This window comes from Nitrosomonas sp. Nm33 (assembly GCF_900107265.1).
In the GTDB taxonomy this organism is placed as follows: Bacteria; Pseudomonadota; Gammaproteobacteria; order Burkholderiales; family Nitrosomonadaceae; genus Nitrosomonas.
On sequence record NZ_FNPJ01000061.1, the window covers coordinates 1 to 19,807 of the forward strand.

At 46.2% G+C, this 19,807-nt stretch carries 16 protein-coding genes and 1 pseudogene; 12 read left to right on the plus strand and 5 right to left on the minus strand.

Annotation, left to right across the window (positions count from 1 at the left end; translation table 11 throughout):
- Positions 1-92: 92 nt before the first annotated feature.
- Complete coding sequence (locus tag BLV54_RS11485; RefSeq protein WP_090571802.1) at positions 93-554, minus strand: hypothetical protein; 462 nt, start codon at positions 552-554, stop codon at positions 93-95.
- Between the two features lie 192 nt (positions 555-746).
- Between BLV54_RS11485 and BLV54_RS11490 the strand changes: the two genes are divergently transcribed.
- The 5 genes from BLV54_RS11490 (at position 747) to BLV54_RS11510 (ending at position 6,819) form a co-directional block, all read left to right on the plus strand.
- A complete protein-coding gene (locus BLV54_RS11490) occupies positions 747-1,274 on the plus strand; it encodes an adenine phosphoribosyltransferase (RefSeq protein WP_090571804.1) in 528 nt (175 codons plus the stop codon).
- 269 nt (positions 1,275-1,543) lie between these two features.
- The gene (gene serS, locus BLV54_RS11495) at positions 1,544-2,875 is read left to right on the plus strand and encodes a serine--tRNA ligase (RefSeq protein WP_090571806.1); all 1,332 of its coding nucleotides are present in this window, start codon (positions 1,544-1,546) and stop codon (positions 2,873-2,875) included.
- 41 nt (positions 2,876-2,916) lie between these two features.
- Entirely contained in the window at positions 2,917-3,606 is a 690-nt protein-coding gene (locus tag BLV54_RS11500) for a DUF6781 family protein (protein ID WP_090571807.1), read from the plus strand.
- 572 nt (positions 3,607-4,178) lie between these two features.
- A complete protein-coding gene (locus tag BLV54_RS11505) occupies positions 4,179-4,805 on the plus strand; it encodes an FMN-dependent NADH-azoreductase (RefSeq protein WP_090571808.1) in 627 nt (208 codons plus the stop codon).
- 16 nt (positions 4,806-4,821) lie between these two features.
- Positions 4,822-6,819 carry a glycoside hydrolase family 15 protein gene (locus BLV54_RS11510; protein ID WP_090571809.1) on the plus strand — a complete coding sequence of 666 codons (1,998 nt, stop codon included), beginning with the start codon at positions 4,822-4,824 and terminating at the stop codon, positions 6,817-6,819.
- Between the two features lie 221 nt (positions 6,820-7,040).
- Here the strand turns inward: BLV54_RS11510 and wrbA are convergent, their stop codons facing one another.
- Positions 7,041-7,643 carry an NAD(P)H:quinone oxidoreductase gene (wrbA, locus tag BLV54_RS11515; RefSeq protein ID WP_090571810.1) on the minus strand — a complete coding sequence of 201 codons (603 nt, stop codon included), beginning with the start codon at positions 7,641-7,643 and terminating at the stop codon, positions 7,041-7,043.
- 897 nt (positions 7,644-8,540) lie between these two features.
- Here wrbA and BLV54_RS17335 point away from each other — a divergent pair.
- The 7 genes from BLV54_RS17335 to BLV54_RS11550 all read left to right on the plus strand — a co-directional run bounded on the left by BLV54_RS17335 (position 8,541) and on the right by BLV54_RS11550 (position 18,925).
- Positions 8,541-8,645 carry a DUF2934 domain-containing protein gene (locus BLV54_RS17335; RefSeq protein WP_090571817.1) on the plus strand — a complete coding sequence of 35 codons (105 nt, stop codon included), beginning with the start codon at positions 8,541-8,543 and terminating at the stop codon, positions 8,643-8,645.
- Positions 8,635-9,060 (plus strand): nitrogen regulation protein NR(II), encoded by a 426-nt coding sequence (locus BLV54_RS11525; protein WP_090571811.1) that lies wholly within the window; start codon positions 8,635-8,637, stop codon positions 9,058-9,060. The genes BLV54_RS17335 and BLV54_RS11525 overlap by 11 nt, the downstream gene beginning before the upstream one ends.
- A 394-nt stretch (positions 9,061-9,454) precedes the next feature.
- Positions 9,455-12,025, plus strand: a complete 2,571-nt coding sequence (glgP, locus tag BLV54_RS11530; protein WP_090571818.1) for an alpha-glucan family phosphorylase — start codon at positions 9,455-9,457, stop codon at positions 12,023-12,025.
- Between the two features lie 126 nt (positions 12,026-12,151).
- Positions 12,152-13,255, plus strand: coding sequence for a transaldolase (gene tal, locus BLV54_RS11535; RefSeq protein WP_090571812.1), 1,104 nt, complete (start codon positions 12,152-12,154; stop codon positions 13,253-13,255).
- On the plus strand, positions 13,249-14,628 hold the full coding sequence (locus tag BLV54_RS11540) for a hypothetical protein (protein WP_090571813.1): 1,380 nt from the start codon (positions 13,249-13,251) through the stop codon (positions 14,626-14,628). The genes tal and BLV54_RS11540 overlap by 7 nt, the downstream gene beginning before the upstream one ends.
- 176 nt (positions 14,629-14,804) lie before the next feature.
- A complete protein-coding gene (locus tag BLV54_RS11545; protein WP_090571814.1) occupies positions 14,805-15,326 on the plus strand; it encodes a DUF3617 domain-containing protein in 522 nt (173 codons plus the stop codon).
- Positions 15,327-15,421: 95 nt separating this feature from the next.
- Positions 15,422-18,925 carry a DEAD/DEAH box helicase gene (locus BLV54_RS11550; RefSeq protein ID WP_090571815.1) on the plus strand — a complete coding sequence of 1,168 codons (3,504 nt, stop codon included), beginning with the start codon at positions 15,422-15,424 and terminating at the stop codon, positions 18,923-18,925.
- Between the two features lie 152 nt (positions 18,926-19,077).
- On the opposite strand, the gene BLV54_RS16950 is transcribed toward BLV54_RS11550, so the two are convergent.
- The 3 genes and pseudogenes from BLV54_RS16950 to BLV54_RS11555 all read right to left on the minus strand — a co-directional run.
- Entirely contained in the window at positions 19,078-19,224 is a 147-nt protein-coding gene (locus tag BLV54_RS16950) for a hypothetical protein (RefSeq protein WP_256329425.1), read from the minus strand.
- A 156-nt stretch (positions 19,225-19,380) separates the two neighbouring features.
- Positions 19,381-19,437: pseudogene (locus BLV54_RS17340) on the minus strand (hypothetical protein); the annotation flags it as partial.
- A 47-nt stretch (positions 19,438-19,484) separates the two neighbouring features.
- Positions 19,485-19,807: transposase (locus BLV54_RS11555; protein WP_090571816.1), on the minus strand; the 323-nt coding region annotated here is incomplete at its 5' end.

Consider the following 19,807-nt stretch of genomic DNA (forward strand, 5'->3'; position numbering starts at 1 on the left):
CACCAAAGAATCAATCGGGTTGCCTGAACCTGATTAACTTTATATGTCAGAGCTTAACTTTCTTTCAGGTTGTCCAGTTACAGGGAGCCACATCAGAGTTGCTTCACGTCAAAGCCAACTGCATAACCAGATCCTCTATTGCCATATACTCGCCACTGACTAAGAAGATCATCATTCTCACAAAAACAAGTTACATAAACATCAGAATTTGGCTTAGCTCTAAGTGTTTTGTAGCTTAGACGATGCAAAAAATCACGGTATATCCATAATGAGTGATCAGAATATGATTCTTCTATTCTATCTGGTGTCGCTTTTTTTATTAGATCGCGATAAATTTCCTCAACCAACTCATGTGTATAGCTAATTTCGGTCTCATCATTGAGATAAAACGCATGCGTAGCCCATAATTGTTGAGAATTAAGTATTCCGAGAAGCCCTGCTGAATCAGTGTAGTGGAAAAGCCTTGGAGGAATACATCTATGCTCGTACTTTAAACTTAAAGAATCTAACTCTTGCCTAAGCGAATCAAGTGTATTTTTTTCTTTCCTTTCCATCGTTGCAAATCCGAATGAAATTCATAATAGCTCCTTACATTTCCTGAAAAAAAGTAAATTTAGTTTTCATAATATCCAAATATGTTATGCCTGCAAATTCAACATACTGCCAGATTGGATAAAATACGCTAAGATGGATACAAAAATATCAACTTTGCTCTGATCGATAGATTTTCTTTAATTAAACTTTTTATGCCTATTAAATCCCGTATTCGCACCATTCCTCATTATCCTCATGAGGGCATCATGTTTCGCGACGTTACCACACTGCTGAAAGATCCTATTGGTTTGCGTACCACCGTCCAGGAAATTGTTGAGCGCTACCGAACGAGCAAGATCGACAAAGTTGTGGGCATTGAGTCGCGCGGCTTCATTATCGGTGCTCCCGTTGCGTATGCAATGGGAGTTGGTTTTGTGCCGATACGCAAGCCAGGCAAATTGCCCGCCGAAACCATCGGTTGTGACTATCAATTGGAATATGGCAGTGATCGAATTGAAATTCATATCGATGCAATCCAGAAAGGAGAACAGATATTGCTGGTGGATGATCTTATTGCCACAGGCGGTACCATGGAGGCAGCTGTCAAGCTGATCCAAGAGATAGGTGGAGAAATCGTCGAATGCTGTTTTGTGGTTGATTTACCTGATGTTGGCGGTAGAGCTCGTCTAGAAAAGCAAGGGCAAAAGGTATTTGCATTATGCCAATTTGAGGGAAGTTGAGCAAATACACTTACACACTTACTTCGTATATTTACCCGATTGAATCGACCATTATCTATTTGACAGAATTGTCAAATTCCAAGTGACTCAAATTGATCAATCCACATGGTGAAGTATCACACCGTTCGGGCTGAGTCTGTCGAAGCCAGCTCAAATTTCCACAGATTCAGTATAAGCAAACTTTAAACCTAAAACACAAGGAATATCGTAATTACAGGCATAATATCTGGCCGGTCAATTAAGATGAGTCTCTTCTTTTGGAGTAATACATGCTAGACATTCAACAATTACGCACCGATCTAGAAAACATCGCTGCACGCCTGGCCAAACGCGGTTATACCTTCCCGGTTGCACAATTCCATTCGCTGGAAGCGCAACGCAAATCAATCCAGACTCATACTCAGGAGTTACAAGCGAAACGCAATGCCACTTCCAAGCAAATTGGCATTGCCAAGCAAAAAGGTGAGGACGTGACTGCAATTATGGCAGAAGTCGCTCATCTTGGAGATGAACTTAAACAGACCGAGAGCCAACTTGAACATATTCAGGCCAAGCTGCAACAAATATTACTGACAACCCCTAACTTAGCGCATAGCAGTGTTCCAGAAGGAAAAAGCGAAACGGATAATCTTGAAATACGGCGCTGGGGAACACCCAGATCATTCGACTTTGCTATCAAGGATCATGTCAGCATAGGTGAAGAACTAGGTTCACTCGATTTTGAGACAGCAGCCAAATTGAGTGGGGCACGATTTAACGTGATGAAAGGTGGCATCGCCCGCCTATACCGTGCGCTGGCGCAGTTTATGCTGGATATGCATATTCAGGAGCATGGTTATACCGAGGTTTATGTACCCTATCTGGTCAATGCGGATTGCTTGCAGGGTACAGGACAATTACCGAAATTTGAGGAAGACCTGTTTGTCGTGCATGCTGGAAGTTGCAGCCATTCTAGTTCAACCATCCCAACCGAACAGGATTCATTCAAATTACACCTGATCCCCACTGCCGAGGTACCCTTAACCAATATGGTGCGTGATGAAATTATTCCGCTTGAACAGCTTCCGCTGAAATTTGTTGCTCACACCCCTTGCTTCCGTTCCGAAGCGGGCAGCTATGGAAAGGATACTCGCGGTTTGATTCGCCAGCATCAATTCGATAAAGTCGAACTCGTGCATATCGTGCATCCACAAGAATCCTATGAGGCATTGGAACAGCTCGTCAGCCATGCAGAGAAAATCTTGCAAAAACTGGAATTGCCCTATCGGGTGATGACATTATGTACTGGTGATATGGGATTTTCGGCTGCAAAGACGTATGATATCGAAGTGTGGTTACCTGCACAAAATGCCTATCGTGAGATATCTTCCTGCAGCAACTGCGAAGCTTTCCAGGCACGACGCATGCAGGCACGCTTTCGCAACGAAAAAGGAAAACCGGAATTGCTCCACACACTGAACGGTTCTGGCCTAGCGGTTGGACGAACGCTGGTAGCCATTCTTGAAAATTATCAAAATGTGGATGGCAGCGTAACTATTCCATCTGTTTTACAGTCTTATATGGGTGGCCTTGACCGACTTGCCATTGAGGGCGGAAAATGAACCTGCTGTGACACATTTCTCTAAATCCGGAGGTACTTAAAATGCAAAATGAAAGCAATAGCACGATGCATAACCAGGATGATATGGCAAAACTCGAAGCTGATGTCCGCGAGGCAATCGCTCATGGTGGGGACGTAAAAGAAACAGTGCGACAATTGACCCTCAAAGCAATGCAAGCACATCGTTTAGATATTGAATCGATGGGCCGGATTGCAGCCGCTGTGATGCAAGGTGCGCACGATGGGGCGCAGCAGAAATTGGTGCATGCAACGGAACAATCCCATGCTGCCCAGACCCAAATTACCCATGCAGTTGCTGGATTGGAAACCGCCTTCGCACAATTCGCCGAAGCCTCAAAATTAGCAGTGGAGGAAGCAGCCGGGAAAGCCCAGCAATTTTCGCGTGAGGAACTCAGTAAGACACGTGCTGATCTTGAAAGTCTGGAAAGCTTATTTCTCGATGTTGTCCAACAGACCTCAACGACCGCCAAAGGTTTGATTGCTGATACCTTGAATGATCTGGTCACTCATGCAAAACGCAATGGTACAGCGATTGGTGCTCAGCTACGAGAAACTCTGGACACCTTTACCCAACAAATAGCATCTGTCGGGCATACCCAGCTCGAAGCTGGATTGCAACTTACTCAAGCAACAGCTGATCTGCTGCATAAAATTACCACTGGCGTTTTGGCGGGAATTTCAGAAAAAACCAAGGAAGCCAAGAATAAATAACTGCGAACTACCCGCCTGCATATCCCACTCAGCCACGCCATTTTTTGGCGTCGGCTGACTAGGTTTGTGGGACAAAACCGTTTCATTGATTCGTTGGAAGTGTACTTCAGATAGTGTAGACCTGCTGTCAATCTCATCACAAGGCTACGTTCTTACTTCCTTGGCTTCATCGAATTAACCAGAAATCACGGCTAAATTACATTTCCAAATCAAACATGGACGCCAAGGCGAACCGAAGACAATATAAATAATACGGCAAGAAAAAGCCACCTAAGTCAGGTTCTATTTAGAAATGGAATATCAACCTCCATTCTGGCAAATTCTATAACTGTTGAATCCTTCTCAATGTCAATACTGATATAAATTGAAAGGGTTCTCAGAGATGACTGCATAGCTTCAGCCAAAAAGAAATTATTTTTGATGACTCTTCGATAAGAGCTGGTCTTACGCGTTTGTACGTATTTTTTTAGCCAGCATATTTCGATAATCTATTGAACCATCGGAACTTAGCAAAAAGGCGTTTATTTATTTTTTATCATTCTCCCGGGAACGCCATGAAAGGAAGTTAAGAGATGAAAAAACTATTGCATATTATCGCTACACCCCGGGGGATGGATTCCAGAACCCTGCAAATATCACGCGTCTTTCTGGATGCATTTAAACAGAGTCATTCCGAATGGGTTATTGAAGAACTGGATCTCACAAAAGAACAACTGCCTTCGCTGACTATGAAGCGGGTGGATGGCAAATATGTGCTGCTAGGCGGTAAAGAATTATATGGAGATTTAAAAGAAGCCTGGGAAGAGATCATCGCGCATATCGAACGCTTCCTTTCAGCAGACGCCTACCTGCTCAGTACGCCGATGTGGAATTTCAACATCCCCTATCCACTGAAACAGTACATCGACATCATTGTTCAACCTAAATATCTCTTCCGCTACACCGACAGCGGGGTAGAAGGTTTGGTCAAAGACAGGAAAATGGTAGTTATTACCAGTCGCGGGGGCGATTACACGCCGGAAAGTCCCAGCCGCGATTTTGATTTCCAGGAGCCGTATTTGCGTACTATCTTCGGGTTTGTCGGACTGATGGACATCCGTTTCATTATTGCCCAGCCCATGGATATGGATGTCCATTTGCAAAAGGCCAGAATAGAAGAAGCCAAAATTAAGGCAGTAAGCGTAGCAAAAGAATTTTAGTCGAAGGAGAAAAACGGTGCCTCGTGACATACCGGTTGGTAACGGAAATATTCTTGTAGCATTCGACGGAAATTACCGCCTGCGGGAATTTCATTTCCCGCGCGTAGGAGAAGAAAACCACATCGGGGAACGGCCTTTTCGCTTCGGTGTATGGGTCAACGGCAACTTTAGTTGGATTCCGGATGGATGGCGAATCACCAAGAATTATCTTGAGAAGACATTGATAACGAATGTTGAGCTAACTCACGATACATGGAAACTGAGAATCATCACTAACGATCTGGTCGATTTTCATGAGAATATTTATTTAAAAAAGCTAACCGTACAGAATTTCTCCGGCGAGAAGAAAGAAGTACGCTTGTTTATGGCACAGAATTTTTCTATTCTCGGCAACGATATCGGTGATACTGCCGCTTTTCGACCAGAGATAAATGCTCTGCTTCATTACAAGGCGAATCGCTACTTTCTGATCAATACTTTTGCAAATAAGAAACCAGGCATCGATTTTTTTGCAACCGGCAACAAAGATTCCAAATACGATACAGGTACATGGAAAGATGCCGAAGACGGCGTACTGAGCCGGAATCCTATTGCACAGGGCTCGGTAGATTCTGTCGCTGCCATTCATTTATTCGTGGAAAAAAATGCAAGCGACACAGGTTATTACTGGATATGTGCTGGAACGAACTGGAGTGAAGTAGAACATTTAAACTCTGTCGTTAGAAAAACGGGACCCGAGGCAATTATTAAACGTACCGCGAATTATTGGAAACTGTGGGTAGAAAAAGAAAATTTGAATTATGATCTTCTCCCGGAAGCAACCACCCACCTTTACCGAAAAAGTCTTTTGATCTGCCGCACCCAAATAAATAATTGCGGCAGCATTATTGCAGCGAACGATTCTGATGCCATACATTTCAATCGCGATACTTATAGTTATATGTGGCCGCGCGACGCCGCACTGGTTGCCTATGCGCTGGATCTGGCAGGTTATTCAGAAATCACAAGAAATTTTTTTAACTTCTGCGCTGGGATTATGGAGAAAAATGGTTATTTTCTCCATAAATATAATCCGTCGGGATCTCCGGCAAGTTCCTGGCATCCTTGGCAGAAGGATGACAAAGCCCAGCTTCCCATTCAAGAAGATGAAACGGCCCTGGTTATTTGGGCGCTGTGGCATCACTATAGAAAATTTCACGATATCGAATTCATTAAACCGCTCTATAAACCCTTTATTAAGAATGCTGCCGATTTCATGATGAACTACCGTGATGCCGACACCGCCTTGCCCCTGCCAAGTTACGATCTCTGGGAAGAACGCCGCGGCGTGCTAACGTTCACGGCAGCGGCGGTCTTTGGCGGCTTAACTGCAGCGGCACATTTCGCTGAATCCTTTGGTGAAACGGAACTCGCGGAAGAATACCGCCGGGGCGCACGTCAAATGCGTGAAGCGATGGATACTTATCTTTATCTCGATCAGGAAAAAAGATTTTGCCGAATGATCAATTTCAAAGAAGATGGCTCCATTGAGATCGATCGGACCCTCGATGCAAGCCTGTATGGCATCTTCGCGTTCGGTGCTTATGACCCTCATGATGAAAAGGTAAAGAACACCATGCGTCAGGTTTATGAAACGTTATGGTGCAGAACGCATGTCGGCGGATTGGCTCGCTACGAAAATGATGCATACTACCGCGCCAGTGAAAATACAGCCGGCAATCCCTGGTTCATAACCACCCTATGGCTGGCTCAGTATTACATCGCAATAGCCTGCCAAAAAGACGATTTAAAAAAGGCACTAGAAATTATGCAATGGGTGGAAAAACACGCGTTGCCAAGTGGAGTCTTGGCGGAACAGATACACCCGGATACCAATAACCTTCTTTCGGTTTCACCTTTGACATGGAGTCATGCCACATACATCGCGGTAGTGCACGAATACCTCAACAAACTTCTTGAAACAGAAAAATGTGCGGCTTGCGGCCAGCCGAAATACCAAATGAGCCGCGAATAATCGGAAAGGAATGATCATAAAATTCCAGTTGGCTTTGATGCATGTGCCTTCATGGTCCATTGAGGGGTAGTTAGCCGAAGTTCATGTAGGGCAATAAAGATTGTTTGTTTTTTTCATAATCTATTTTCTCCCTTTCTATTTTTTCGTTGAATACTGGTGAAAAGTATTCATGTTTTATTGAGCAGGACTGCCTTTGGATATGTCCCTCTTCAAGCAGTTCATTAAGCTGATAACTTCTTGGTTATTTTCGCAACATGGACTCCCTGGAAACGAGCAACTTTTAATTCGTTCTCCGACGGTTGACGACTGCCATCACTATCTGCAAGCGTGCTCGCCCCATAAGGCGATCCGCCGGTAATTTCACTCATGTTCAGAATCTCCTGGCAAGAATAGGGAACACCCACAATAATCATGCCTTGATGTAACAATGTGGAGTGGAACGAAGTGATTGTAGTTTCCTGTCCGCCGTGCTGTGAGGCTGTGGATGTGAACACACTGCCCACCTTGCCAATCAAACTACCGTTGAGCCACAAGCGGCCGGTCTGATCAAGAAAATTGCGCATCTGTGCGCACATATTGCCGAAACGTGTTGGAGTGCCAAAGATGATGGCATCATAGCTTGGCAACTCGTCTACTGTCGCGATTGGTGCTGCCTGATCGAGCTTGGCACCAACCTTTCGTGCCACCTCTTCTGGCATCAGCTCAGGCACGCGTTTGATGATGATGTCGATGCCTTCAACGCTGCGCGCACCTTCAGCCACTGCTTTCGCCATGGTTTCGATGTGCCCATACATGCTGTAATAAAGAACAAGAATCTTTGTCATATATATTACCTCCTGATTTTGTGGGGTCGTGAAATAGTCTCAATACTTGCGTTCACTGACACGTCGCTTTCGATCTTGCTCATATGCACTTTTCCCGTTGATGTATAAATACCATGATGCTATGACGCTTGACCGATGCTACAGCAGTGACTGACTTCAAATCACGCTTGACCAAATCAAAAGTTACTTTTCCTTGAAGGAAATTAAAATAAGCAAGAACCTTAATTTGATCTCAGCATAATGCTTAAAAAAACAAGAACAGAAAATTTTGCAAATTGATGAATGACCCAGCTCAGTAGCACTGCAGTCCATTGATCTGAAAACCTTGAAAAACTGGTGGGAGAATTTTGGTGGTCTCCGACCGGACAGTCTGATGGCTCGGGTTTGTCAGATAATCTCAATCTTAAAATAATCCTGGTTTGTATCGACCCAGGCTCATGCCGAGCGTCTTACCTTCACCTGAATCACCCCCCACCCCATCCAATTGATTTTCAGGTTCAAACGGGAATTTCTTCAGCTTTTCCCGACCAATTGAAGAACCCGGATAATCACTACGTATTTATACGTATTTAATTGCCTTCTATTTTCCTATAAATTGTCAAATCAGGTCACTGGCATAGTGATGTAATACCAAGATTATATTTGTCTTTCAACTCTACTAATTGGGTTGCTTTATTAAAGAGGAGACAAAGATAGAATCTATTAAACCCCTTGCAAGGAATACCAGGAAGAAAACGTCGCTCACAGGCAGTGGATCTAATTTCATTTCCAAATCAAACATGACACGAAGACGAGCCGCAGACAGTATAAATAATACGGCAAGGAGAAGCTGACACAGTCAGACTTGATTTAGAAATGGAATAACAGTGTGCAAATGAGGAAGATCATTACCCTCGTATTGCTGTTTCAGTTTATTACAAGGTACAGGCCAGAGGATTTGAAGCAGGACATGAACGAGATGATTGGTTGACTGCAGAATGGAGGGAAAACAATGAGTACTAGCAGAACGAAGCCAAGAAACGGTTTCGACACTAAAGCTGAAAATATCGAAAACGAGCATGCAGTTCTGATACTTTCTGATGATGGCTTGATTCGCGATTGCAACGAGGCTGGCGCGAAGTTATTGGGTTGTTCGCCCAAGAATTTGCCGAAACTTCATATCTCCAAGTTATTACCAAAGCTGGCGAAAATCGAGCTATTAAAAGGAGAACGGACTAACCCCTATTTGCGCCTTCTTTCACGCATAGGACATCATTTTGAAGTGGTGAGTATGAGCGGGGTACATTTTGCAGGAAAACTATTTTTTAGCGATGTAAAAAATCACGGTTTACACCGCCTGATTGTCATGATCTATCCAATCTATCAAGGAAATACTTTGCATAAGGAAACCAAGCAAGTTAGTACTATTTTAGATTAACGGCCCTCACCCGCCTCAGCATTTCAACTGTAGCGCAGAGCATTCTTTATCACTTATTTCTTCTGAGTGCCTTGTTGCCACGGGCGGGCTACTATGAGATTGTGAAAACGAAGTTTCGCTAAATAATTGTAGCGAGCCCCCTGAGCGCGAGGCGGACGGAATGCAGAAACGAGAACAACTGGCTGGAAGGTGGTCTTTTTCACCCCTTGGATCACGATTGGGAGCAAGATAGGGACAATACGCTCATAACTTATTCCATTTCCAAATCAAACATGCTGCGAAGGCGAGCCGAAGACAGTCTAAATAATACGGCAAAGTGGAGCCGACAAAGTCAGGTTTGATTTAGAAATGGATTATAAGCATGCTAGCGGTAAAGAAAGGAGCACAAAAACTCATGAAGATACTCCGTCTAATGATGCATTACTTGCAGGATTTGCCCGCTGAACTGTTGCCACTGGTTGAACAGATTACAGATCTGGCCACAGACTTGCGCTGGACCTGGAGTCATGCTGGCGATGAGGTATGGAAAACAATGGATCCACAATTATGGGAACAGAGTGAAAATCCATTTGTTGTGTTGCAAAACTTGTCGCGCGGACGACTGGAAGAATTAAATCAAAGCACGCAATTTAAGCAACACCTTGATAGTTTAACCAAGGCGCGCAATGGCTACTGTGATTGCTGTGGTTGGTTTGGAGAAGTGCATGCCGAAGCCAAACTTAAAGGGATCGCCTATTTCAGTATGGAATTTGGTTTGGGTGAGGCTTTGCCATTGTATGCAGGCGGTCTGGGTATACTGGCGGGGGATTACCTCAAGGCTACCAGTGATCTGGCCGTGCCCGTAACCGCGATCGGCCTTCTCTATCAGGAAGGTTATTTTCGACAAGTATTGGATGTAAATGGCTGGCAGCAGGAAATTTATTCTCATAATGATTCTAGCAGTTTACCGCTACGCCCAGTATTGGCTCATAACGGTGCTTGGTTACACATCCCCATCGAGTTGCCTGGGCGGACGGTACGCTTGCAGGTTTGGGAAGCGCGAGTGGGGCGGGTTAGCTTGTATTTACTTGATAGTAACAATCTCCTCAACAGTGCGCGTGATCGCGGCATTACCAGCAAACTCTATGGCGGCGGAGAAGAAATCCGTCTGGTGCAGGAGATCGTTCTGGGAATAGGTGGTTGGCGGTTAATTGAAACATTAGGACTGGAAATTGATGTCTGTCATCTGAATGAGGGTCATGCCGCCTTCGTTACGCTGGAACGCGCTCGCTGTTTCAGTGAGAAACGGCAAGTAGATTTTTGGGAGGCGCTTTGGGCGACACGACCAGGCAACATATTCACCACACACACGCCGGTGGCAGCCGGTTTCGATACCTTTCCACGTGAGTTACTCGCAAAATATGGTTTGATATATGCCAAGGACCTAGATGTGGCACCTGAGGAATTAGTGACGCTAGGTCGCCGGAATGGGCAAGATGGCAATGAGCCCTTCAATATGGCCTACCTGGCGGCACGAACTTGCGGCAGGATAAATGGTGTAAGCCGCCTGCATGGCAAAGTTAGCCAAAGTATTTTCCAAGTTCTCTATCCCCATTGGCCTGAGTGTGAAGTGCCCATAAGTTATGTGACCAACGGTGTGCATGTGCCGTCATGGGATTCTCTCTGGGCCGATGAAATTTGGACACAATCTTGTGGCAAGGACCGTTGGCTCGGCACGGAAGAAATGCTTGCCAACGCAATTAACAAACTGGATGATGCAACGCTGTGGATCTTGTGCGGACAAGAACGTGCTGACTTGGTGCGTCAGGCACGGCAACGGCTTCGTTTGCAATTGAGTCAAAGGGGCGCAGAGAAGGAGACTATTAATCAGGTTGACCAGATTCTTGACCCCAATGTGTTAACACTCGGATTTGCACGGCGTTTCACCGCGTACAAGCGCCCCAACCTGTTGCTGCATGATACTAACCGCCTGATTCGAATACTTACTGATGCACAACGACCGGTACAAATCGTTGTTGCTGGCAAAGCGCACCCTGCCGACATTGAAGGAAAACGCTTCATTCAGCAATGGGCGCAATTTGCTGCTCAACCAATTGTCCGTAAACTTGTAATATTTCTCGAAGATTACGATATTGCCCTCGCACAGGAGCTGGTACAAGGCGTGGATGTATGGATCAACACACCACGCCGACCGTGGGAAGCCAGTGGTACCAGCGGTATGAAAGTATTGGTGAACGGTGGTTTGAATCTCTCGGAGTTGGATGGATGGTGGGCCGAAGCCTACACACCGGAAGTTGGCTGGGCGTTAGGTGATGGCAAAGAACATACTGAAGCGGGCTGGGACGGCATAGAAGCCGAACAGCTCTACCATCTTCTGGAAGAAGAGATTGTACCGATGTTCTATGATCGCGATGCAACGGGTATTCCCCGAGCTTGGGTCGCCCGCATGCGCGCCAGTATGGCTCATCTCGCTCCGCAGTTCAGCAGCAATCGCATGGTACGCGAATATGTTGAAAAGTTGTATCTTCCCGCTGCCATCATCTTTCAACAACGAACAGCCCAAGGAAGCATCATTGCTAAAAAACTTCGTTTGTGGAATGAACAGTTAAGGCGAAATTGGCATCAGGTACATTGGGGTAATCTGACGGTATCGGAAGAAAAGGATGGCTGGGTATTTGAAGTACAGATTTATCTAGGGGAAGTTTTACCTGATTCTGTCCTGATCCAGCTATATGCAAACCCGCTAGATAGCGAAGCGCCTGTTTGCGAGACAATGCGGCGCCACGCTAGCATTCCGGGTGCTTTAAATGGCTTCCTTTATAGAAGTAATTTACCTAGCACACGTCCTTACACTGATTTCACGCCTCGCTGCGTGGCGTACCATCCAGATGCTTGTACTCCCATTGAGAACAACCTGATTCACTGGTGGTCAGGTACGGCAGTGTTGCATAGGAATTTACAATGATAGTGTTTAACCGGGGATTGAGCATGAGTTACTAATTGAGTTCAGTTATAGCGATTACCACCAAAGGTGCTACCAATCCCTGGAACCTGACATTAACACCATGGACTAAAAATTGGGAGGTATATTATGAATGTTAATCCATTACTGCAGATCAAAGCACTCGGCCAGAACGTCTGGCTCGACTACATCCAGCGTAACATGCTGATAAATGGTGAAGTTGCCAGAATGATAGAGAAAGACGGCTTGGCAGGGATAACTTCCAACCCAGCCATTTTTGAAAAGGCGATCAGCGAACACCATGACTACGATGAAGCAATCACATTGCTTACGCGTCGTGGCATGCCACCAAAAGAAATTTATGAAGCACTTGCCTTAGAAGACGTAGCTCGGGCTGCCGAGCTGTTTCGACCGCTCTACGATAAATCAAACGGCCATGAAGGTTTTGTCAGTCTGGAGGTCTCACCCCATCTTGCTTATGACACGGAACAAACCATCAGCGAAGCCGAGCGGCTATGGACGGCGCTTAACCGGCCTAATATCCTGATCAAGGTACCGGCAACCCAGGCAGGATTACCTGCCATCACGCATCTGCTTGCCGCGGGTATCAACATCAATGTAACGATATTGTTCAGTCTGGAACGTTATCGGCAAGTAGTCGATGCATTCCTCGCAGGACTGGAAATCCGCGTGGCCCAGCATAAGCCTGTTGATCATATTACTTCCGTTGCCAGTTTTTTCCTGAGTCGCATTGATGTATTGGTGGATAAACGTCTGGATGAGCTTGACAGAATTACTGACTACAAATCTGCAGGTGCTTTACGGGGTAAAGCTGCCATCGCTTGTGCACGCCTTGCTTATCAGCACTATCAGCAATGGATTAAAGATAAGCGCTGGCAATCCTTATCCAGCCATGGTGCACGCACCCAGCGTCTGCTATGGGCGAGTACCGGAACTAAAGATCCGATTTACAGCGATACCAAATATGTCGAACCTTTAATCGCTAAGGATACGATTAACACGATGCCACTACAAACACTGATTGCTTATCGTGAGCATGGTCAGCCAGCATTGCGCATCGAGCAGGAATTAGATGAAGCCCGTAGCTTGCCAGAAAAACTCTATCAAATTGGCATCGACCTAGAGGCAGTCAGCGAGCAATTGGAAGTGGAAGGTGTGCAAAAATTTGTTATCCCTTTCGATAAATTGCTGGAACGCTTAAGCCAATGGTGACCCCTGTTATCCCAAAAGTCATTGCAAAGTTTTTTCCTTTACTCCTTACAGTACTTGTTTCGGGCTGCATCAGCTTCGCTAAAGGGGTCACTGAAGCAGTCCTTAGCGGACAAGGCAAGGAAGAAGATACCCGGAAGTGCTATATACGCGGTCGTTCGTTCGAGGGATTGGAAGCAAAGTTAAAGCGGCAGGAGCAGCTGGCTCAAGCAAGCAAAAGTGACCATCCTGTACTTAAGGTGCTGGTGGTACATGGGATTGGTTCTCATCAGCCAGGTTATTCTACCCGCCTGACTGAAAACCTGGTGCAGGCCCTCTCTCTCAATCATGTCCAGGAAACGATCAAGGAAATTACCATCACTCATCCTAAGTATCCAAACCAGGAACTGGGATTGCTCCGCCTGACACGTTACATAAATGCCAATGAAAGCAGGGAAATTATTTTCGCAGAACTCACTTGGGATTCAATTATAACAAAGGAGAAACAAACCATTAGCTTTGATAACTCCGGTGAGTATTCCTTCCGGCGCGCACCCTTCAACAATATCATGAAGGTATTTGTCAATGACACTATTCCCGATGTGATGATGTTCAATGGTACCTCACGGCAAAAGATCCACGTTTCTGTTGGTCAGTCGCTCTGCTGGCTCATGAGTAAGAGCTGGGCATCACTTAAGACTAAGACTGCCCAATTCTGCGATGGAACTGCTCCTACCAGCCTTGACCAGCTAGATGATGAGTTCGTTTTTATAACTCACAGTCTCGGAAGTCGAATTACTGTGGATGCTTTGCAATGGATAGCGAGTATCCTCAGTGACATCACTAAGTTCAAAGCCGCTCTTGCAGAGGATTTGCAAAATCCCCAGAGTACCACTGCAACTCCTCTTCAAACAAATACAATAAGCAGTTTCCTGAAAAAAAAACACCACTTACAACAAAAAGAATTTACGGTTTTTATGCTTTCCAACCAATTGCCCCTCTTGCAAATGGGACAGCCCAAACCGGAAGTTACTGGTCAAATTGCCGATATCTGTAGCCTGAAAGCTACCCATGAAGCGGAAAAGCTCTTCAGTAAAACTCATCTCATTGCCTTCAGCGATCCCAACGATTTATTTAGCTACGCGCTACCTCCCAGCTTTATGAATGAGTACGTGGATTCACGTCTCTGTCCAGTCCTGACTAATGCCATTCTGAACGTAACCAGTATTACAAATATCTTTGTTGGAAAATTTGCCAATCCCTTTTCCGCTCATACCGAATATGACAATGATCCGAGAGTAATTGGTCTTATCGCTAAAGGGATTGGTCATAGCGATGTGGACCCAGGAGTAGCCGAGCATTGCACCTGGCTGGAATCAGTTCCCGATAGTCGATAAGGAATCTTCAGCTACCCTTATAACAGCAGAAAAAGAGAAATAAAGAGAATGGAAAATTGGGATAAAAGCAGTACTTTGTTATCATGTACTGAGCAATCGTTGGTTGAAGTCATGAGCAAGCCAAAACATATCAGTCCGAATATTTCATCATAGCTGAGGTAGTTTGAGGAATCACTATGCGCAAGATTGTTTTATTTATCTTATTGTCAGGGGCCCTGTCGACTTCGAGCTGGGCGGAGAACATCATTCGACCAGGATTATGGGAGGTAACGACCAAGTCTGATTTATTGGCATTGGTGCCCCATATTCCCTCGGAGCAAATGCAGCAGTTGACCAAGTTGGCCAGGCAGTATGGATTGGAGATGCCTCAAATCCGCAATGGCGCAGCCACCTCCAATGTCTGCATTACACCGGAAATGGCCAAACAGGAGGTGCCTACCTATTTTTATGAAAATCAGTCTGGCTGTACGGTCAAGAATGCCAGTCGAACAGGGAACCGCTATCAAATGGAGCTGACGTGTGATAATCCCCAATTTAAAGGCAATGGTTACGCGGAAGGTGTTTTTATGACCCCTGAAAGCTTCAGCGGGCGAACAGAATTCGACAGCGTGGTACAAGGCGCGCCACTCAATACCTCTGCCGATACCCAGGGCCGCTGGATCAGCGAGCGATGTGAAGTAGTGAAGTCTTCACGATAATGTATAAAAAAATGGCAAGAGTGATAGCATTTTTCTGACGTAATGGATTAATTACCTTTTACTCTTATCATTCTATTTTCTGAAATCATTACGTAGTGACAGCACACAGAAACTATGGACAAACCTGGTGGGGAGCGCAGTGGCTCAATTCCCTCTCGCAAATCGACTACGACAACCGCCTGCCACGTGGGCGCAGTTACGCTAACAAAGGCGCGGTAACAAAAATTGAGATTCACAATGGAAAAATTCATGCCAAGGTAAAAGGCTCTCGCCCACGCCCTTATGACGTGGCAATTGGGGTCCCTGCCATGTCTCAGCAGCAGACCAAAGCCTTACTCGATGAACTGGCACTTGATCCGATCATTATCTCGAAAATGCTCAATCGTGAACTTGACCCTGCAGTACTGGAGCGTGCCAAAACACTCAAGGTCGATATCTTCCCCACACGCTGGAAAGATCTTTCCATGAACTGCTCCTGTCCGGATTGGGCGGTACCATGCAAGCATTTAGCTGCGGTGACTTATCTGATCAGTCGGGAAATCGATGGCAATCCCTTTCTGGTATTTTCATTGAAGGGAGTCAATCTTACCCAGGAGCTGGCAGCGCGTCATATTTCGATCGAGCGCGAAGCAAAGGCAGCTTTGCCGACGATAGAAGCCTTGCTGGATCAGCCGCATCAGCATCAACCCTTGGTGCAGGATATGTCTAGCCTGGAGGATTCCAGTGCGCTCGATTATTCTCTTTTGCCTAACCTTGCTGCTTCCTTGTTGAGTGTGTTGCCTGTGAATCCAACTTTCTTTCAGCAGGGTGATTTTCGTATTACTTACGAAAAAGTGATGAAGCGGGTAATCAAACAGGCCCGCCTTGCGCTTAAAACTGTTGCTGCAAGCAATGATATCCGCTCGGTAGTCATCACTCCCACAGATAAACCACATGTGGTGCTTGATCATGCATATCAGCCTACTCTGGCCGGATTAACGTTGCAGGCGCGCTGGATGGACTGGGTATCGACGCTGCAGCAGCTTACCGAAGCTGATTTACCTGATCTCCAACCGGAAGTAGCGGCCATGTATCATGCTCGCTTGGCTAGCTTGCATCTGTTGGCGCAAGGCGCGGTCCTGCCCCAAGTGTTCGAAGTGGGGAAATCGGAAATAGGCTTGCGCTGGTTACCGGCGATGCTGGATGGGACAGTGAGCACTTTGTTCAGTCGACTGGCAGCGTTACTACCAGCAGGATTACTGGCTTACTGCACCGCCAAGAAAGAAACCAATCTCTCCGGCGAAGTGCAAGCCATCGCATTATGCAGCTTATTTCTGGGTGAATTTATCCGTTATTGGAGCGATATCCGCAATGAGAAACCGTATGGCAACAAACTGCTTGGCCTGTTTTTTGGTCATGGTCATGCCCGCTTTAATGGGCCCGGTGAAGGCGAAATCGGTTCCGGTGTGCAGTTGTGGTTGTCGCGCTTTCATATTGACCAGCAAACCTATATGCCGGTTTTGCAGCTCGAAGATGACGGCACCGAATTCAGCTTGTCGCTGGGTGTCGTGGCTCGTAATACTTCATTGCAGGAGCCCGTACCGTTTGCGCGCTTGCTGATGGATAAGGCTTGGCAGGCAAATCGCTACAGTGTGTTGCAAGTCGTATCATTGTTAGCAGAATTTTTCCCGCCCTTTAATCACTATATCAGTGCTGGCGCTACCGCTCCGATCGCATTAAGCACTGAAGCTCTGCCTGCTTTTCTGTTCGATACGCTGCCGATTATCCGACTCCTTGGCATACGTGCATTATTGCCCAAAGCGCTCGATCACATCCTGCAGCCACGGTTATCGATGAAGCTATCCGGCAAAAATACCGCCAGCTCGGGTTTTCTCAATGCAAATGATATTTTTGGTTTTGACTGGACGGTGGCGATTGGCAATAACCAGCTCACCCAGACCGAGTTCGAGGAATTGGTCAAGAATGCCCAAGGCATCGTGCGCTTCAAAGGTGAATATGTCTATCTGGAGCCTGCCGACATTGAACGGTTACGTTTGCAACTGGAGAAACCGCCACGCACCACTCCTGCAGAACTATTGCGTATCGCCTTGAGCGAGGAATATTTTGGTACGCCAGTCACCCTGGATGCAAAAGCACGGGATATCATTCGTGAGTTGACTGAGGTTGGTAATGTACCGCTACCCAGTGCGCTCAATGCAATTCTGCGGCCGTATCAGGAACGCGGCTATGCCTGGTTGTATCGCAATATTCGCGCTGGGTTTGGCAGCGTTATCGCTGATGACATGGGCTTAGGCAAGACGCTGCAGATGATCACCACTTTACTGAAACTCAAAGAGGAAGGTAACCTAAATGAGGCAAAGGCGCTGGTAATTGTGCCGACCAGCTTGCTTACTAACTGGACTAAAGAAATCGCACGTTTTGCACCGACCCTGACAGTAAACATTTTCCATGGCACAGAACGGGCACTGGCAAACGAACGAGCAGATGTGCTATTGACCACCTACGGCATAGTGCGCACTGATCTAGCCAAGCTCAAGAAACTCTCCTGGCGCATCGTCATCGTCGATGAAGCGCAAAACATCAAAAATTCTGCTGCTGCACAAACCAAAGCCGTTAAATCCATTCCTGCTGCTACCTTTGTTGCCTTGACAGGCACGCCGGTTGAAAACAGGTTGGCCGAATACTGGAGCATCATGGATTTTGCCAATCGCGGCTTTCTGGGTAATCTCACCCATTTCACTAAAGAATTTGCCGTACCAATACAAAACGACCATGATCAGCACATAGCGCAGCGTTTCAAGCGCGTCACCAGTCCTTTTTTGCTGCGGCGACTTAAATCGGACAAAAGTATTATCAGCGACTTGCCAGACAAGATCGAACAGAATCAATACTGCGAACTAACCAAGAAACAGGCGGCATTATACGAAACCGTCGTGCGTGAAGCCTTGCAGGTGATCACTGGCGAATCCGATACCTTCAAACGTGAAGGATTGATTCTGCAAATGATTCTGGCCTTGAAGCAAATCTGCAATCATCCAGCACAATATCTTAAAACGGGAGATAGCAACGCGAGCTTATCCGGTAAGGCAGAACTGTTTCTCGATCTGCTCGAATCCATCTATGCCTCCCATGAAAAAGTACTGGTATTTACGCAATTTCGCGAAGCAGGGGAATTACTGTCGACATGGATCAAAGCACGCTTCGGGCGTGAACCTCAATTCTTGCACGGCGGCGTTACGCGAAAAGCGCGCGACATCATGGTAGAGCGTTTCCAGAATGACCGCACCGAGCGCGTTTTTCTGCTGTCGTTAAAGGCAGGCGGCACTGGTCTCAACCTGACGGCAGCTGCCAATGTGATTCACTTTGATCTATGGTGGAATCCAGCGGTTGAGGCGCAAGCGACAGATCGCGCCTACCGTATCGGCCAGCAAAATAACGTGCAAGTGCATCGCCTGATCACCCGCGCCACCTTCGAAGAACGCATCAACGATATGATTCAATCCAAACGCGATCTGGCTGACCTGACCGTGGGTATCGGAGAGAAATGGATCGGCAATCTCAGCAATGCAGAACTTAAGGGTGTGTTCAGTTTGGGGTAAAAAGAATACATCTTCGCTCCCTCCAATCCATGGATGACTGAGGTACTCTATATCAAGCTACCGACTTTGACGGTACCTCTGGCTTATGCTCGACTTACACAAAAATTAGGTATCCTTTGATCGCCAATTTCCAGGTGACTCGTTTCTCTGGTTTAAATCACCACTATATCCACATTGGTCATAGCTAACCCAACACCAATCGTAGCAATTTGCACCGCAATACCAGCACCACTGCCATCCGCATCGTATAGCAATGCACCGGTCGTATTATTGTAGATGACGAAATCATTTGCATCCAACGCCTGTGTACCAATTCTGAATTGATCGACAGCTAATACCCCAGTTGTCGTTAATGAGGTAAATATCGCATTTTCAAGCTGAATGGTGTCATCAACTACAGCGAAATCGGTGATCGTATCAATATGACCCGTGGTGGTAAATATGAAGATATCTTTACCTGCTCCGCCCGTTAGCGTGTTGGTGCCAAAACTGCCATTGAGTTTGTCATTACCCCCTCCCCCATGAGCGTGTCGTTATAGCCTAACCAGTTAAGAATGATTCAGAATGCATAGGATTTGAAGAGCGTATCGACGGTTTGGTTTTGTTGTCTACGGAGCGCCTTGGCCTGTGCCCATTTGTGTTCGATGGGATTGAGATCAGGAGAATAAGCGGGAAGGTATTCAAGGGTATGCCCGGCGTTATGTATGGCATCCCGTGTGTCTTGTCTCTTATGGAAGGTGGCATTGTCCATCACAACGATGGAATGTAGTGGCAATTTAGGCAACAAGTCCTGCATCGCCCATCCATGAAACACATCAGCATTGATGTTGGCTTCAAACAGGCCGATGGTTACCAGTAACTTTCCAATCAGGGCACCAATCG

Excerpts from the sequence above, each read along its gene's own strand:
- BLV54_RS11485 (WP_090571802.1), bottom strand. The coding sequence starts at position 554 with ATGGAAAGGAAAGAAAAAAATACACTTGATTCGCTTAGGCAAGAGTTA.
- BLV54_RS11490 (WP_090571804.1), top strand. The coding sequence starts at position 747 with ATGCCTATTAAATCCCGTATTCGCACCATTCCTCATTATCCTCATGAG.
- serS (WP_090571806.1), top strand. The coding sequence starts at position 1,544 with ATGCTAGACATTCAACAATTACGCACCGATCTAGAAAACATCGCTGCA.
- BLV54_RS11500 (WP_090571807.1), top strand. The coding sequence starts at position 2,917 with ATGCAAAATGAAAGCAATAGCACGATGCATAACCAGGATGATATGGCA.
- BLV54_RS11505 (WP_090571808.1), top strand. The coding sequence starts at position 4,179 with ATGAAAAAACTATTGCATATTATCGCTACACCCCGGGGGATGGATTCC.
- wrbA (WP_090571810.1), bottom strand. The coding sequence starts at position 7,643 with ATGACAAAGATTCTTGTTCTTTATTACAGCATGTATGGGCACATCGAA.
- BLV54_RS11525 (WP_090571811.1), top strand. The coding sequence starts at position 8,635 with ATGAGTACTAGCAGAACGAAGCCAAGAAACGGTTTCGACACTAAAGCT.
- glgP (WP_090571818.1), top strand. The coding sequence starts at position 9,455 with ATGAAGATACTCCGTCTAATGATGCATTACTTGCAGGATTTGCCCGCT.
- tal (WP_090571812.1), top strand. The coding sequence starts at position 12,152 with ATGAATGTTAATCCATTACTGCAGATCAAAGCACTCGGCCAGAACGTC.
- BLV54_RS11540 (WP_090571813.1), top strand. The coding sequence starts at position 13,249 with ATGGTGACCCCTGTTATCCCAAAAGTCATTGCAAAGTTTTTTCCTTTA.
- BLV54_RS11545 (WP_090571814.1), top strand. The coding sequence starts at position 14,805 with ATGCGCAAGATTGTTTTATTTATCTTATTGTCAGGGGCCCTGTCGACT.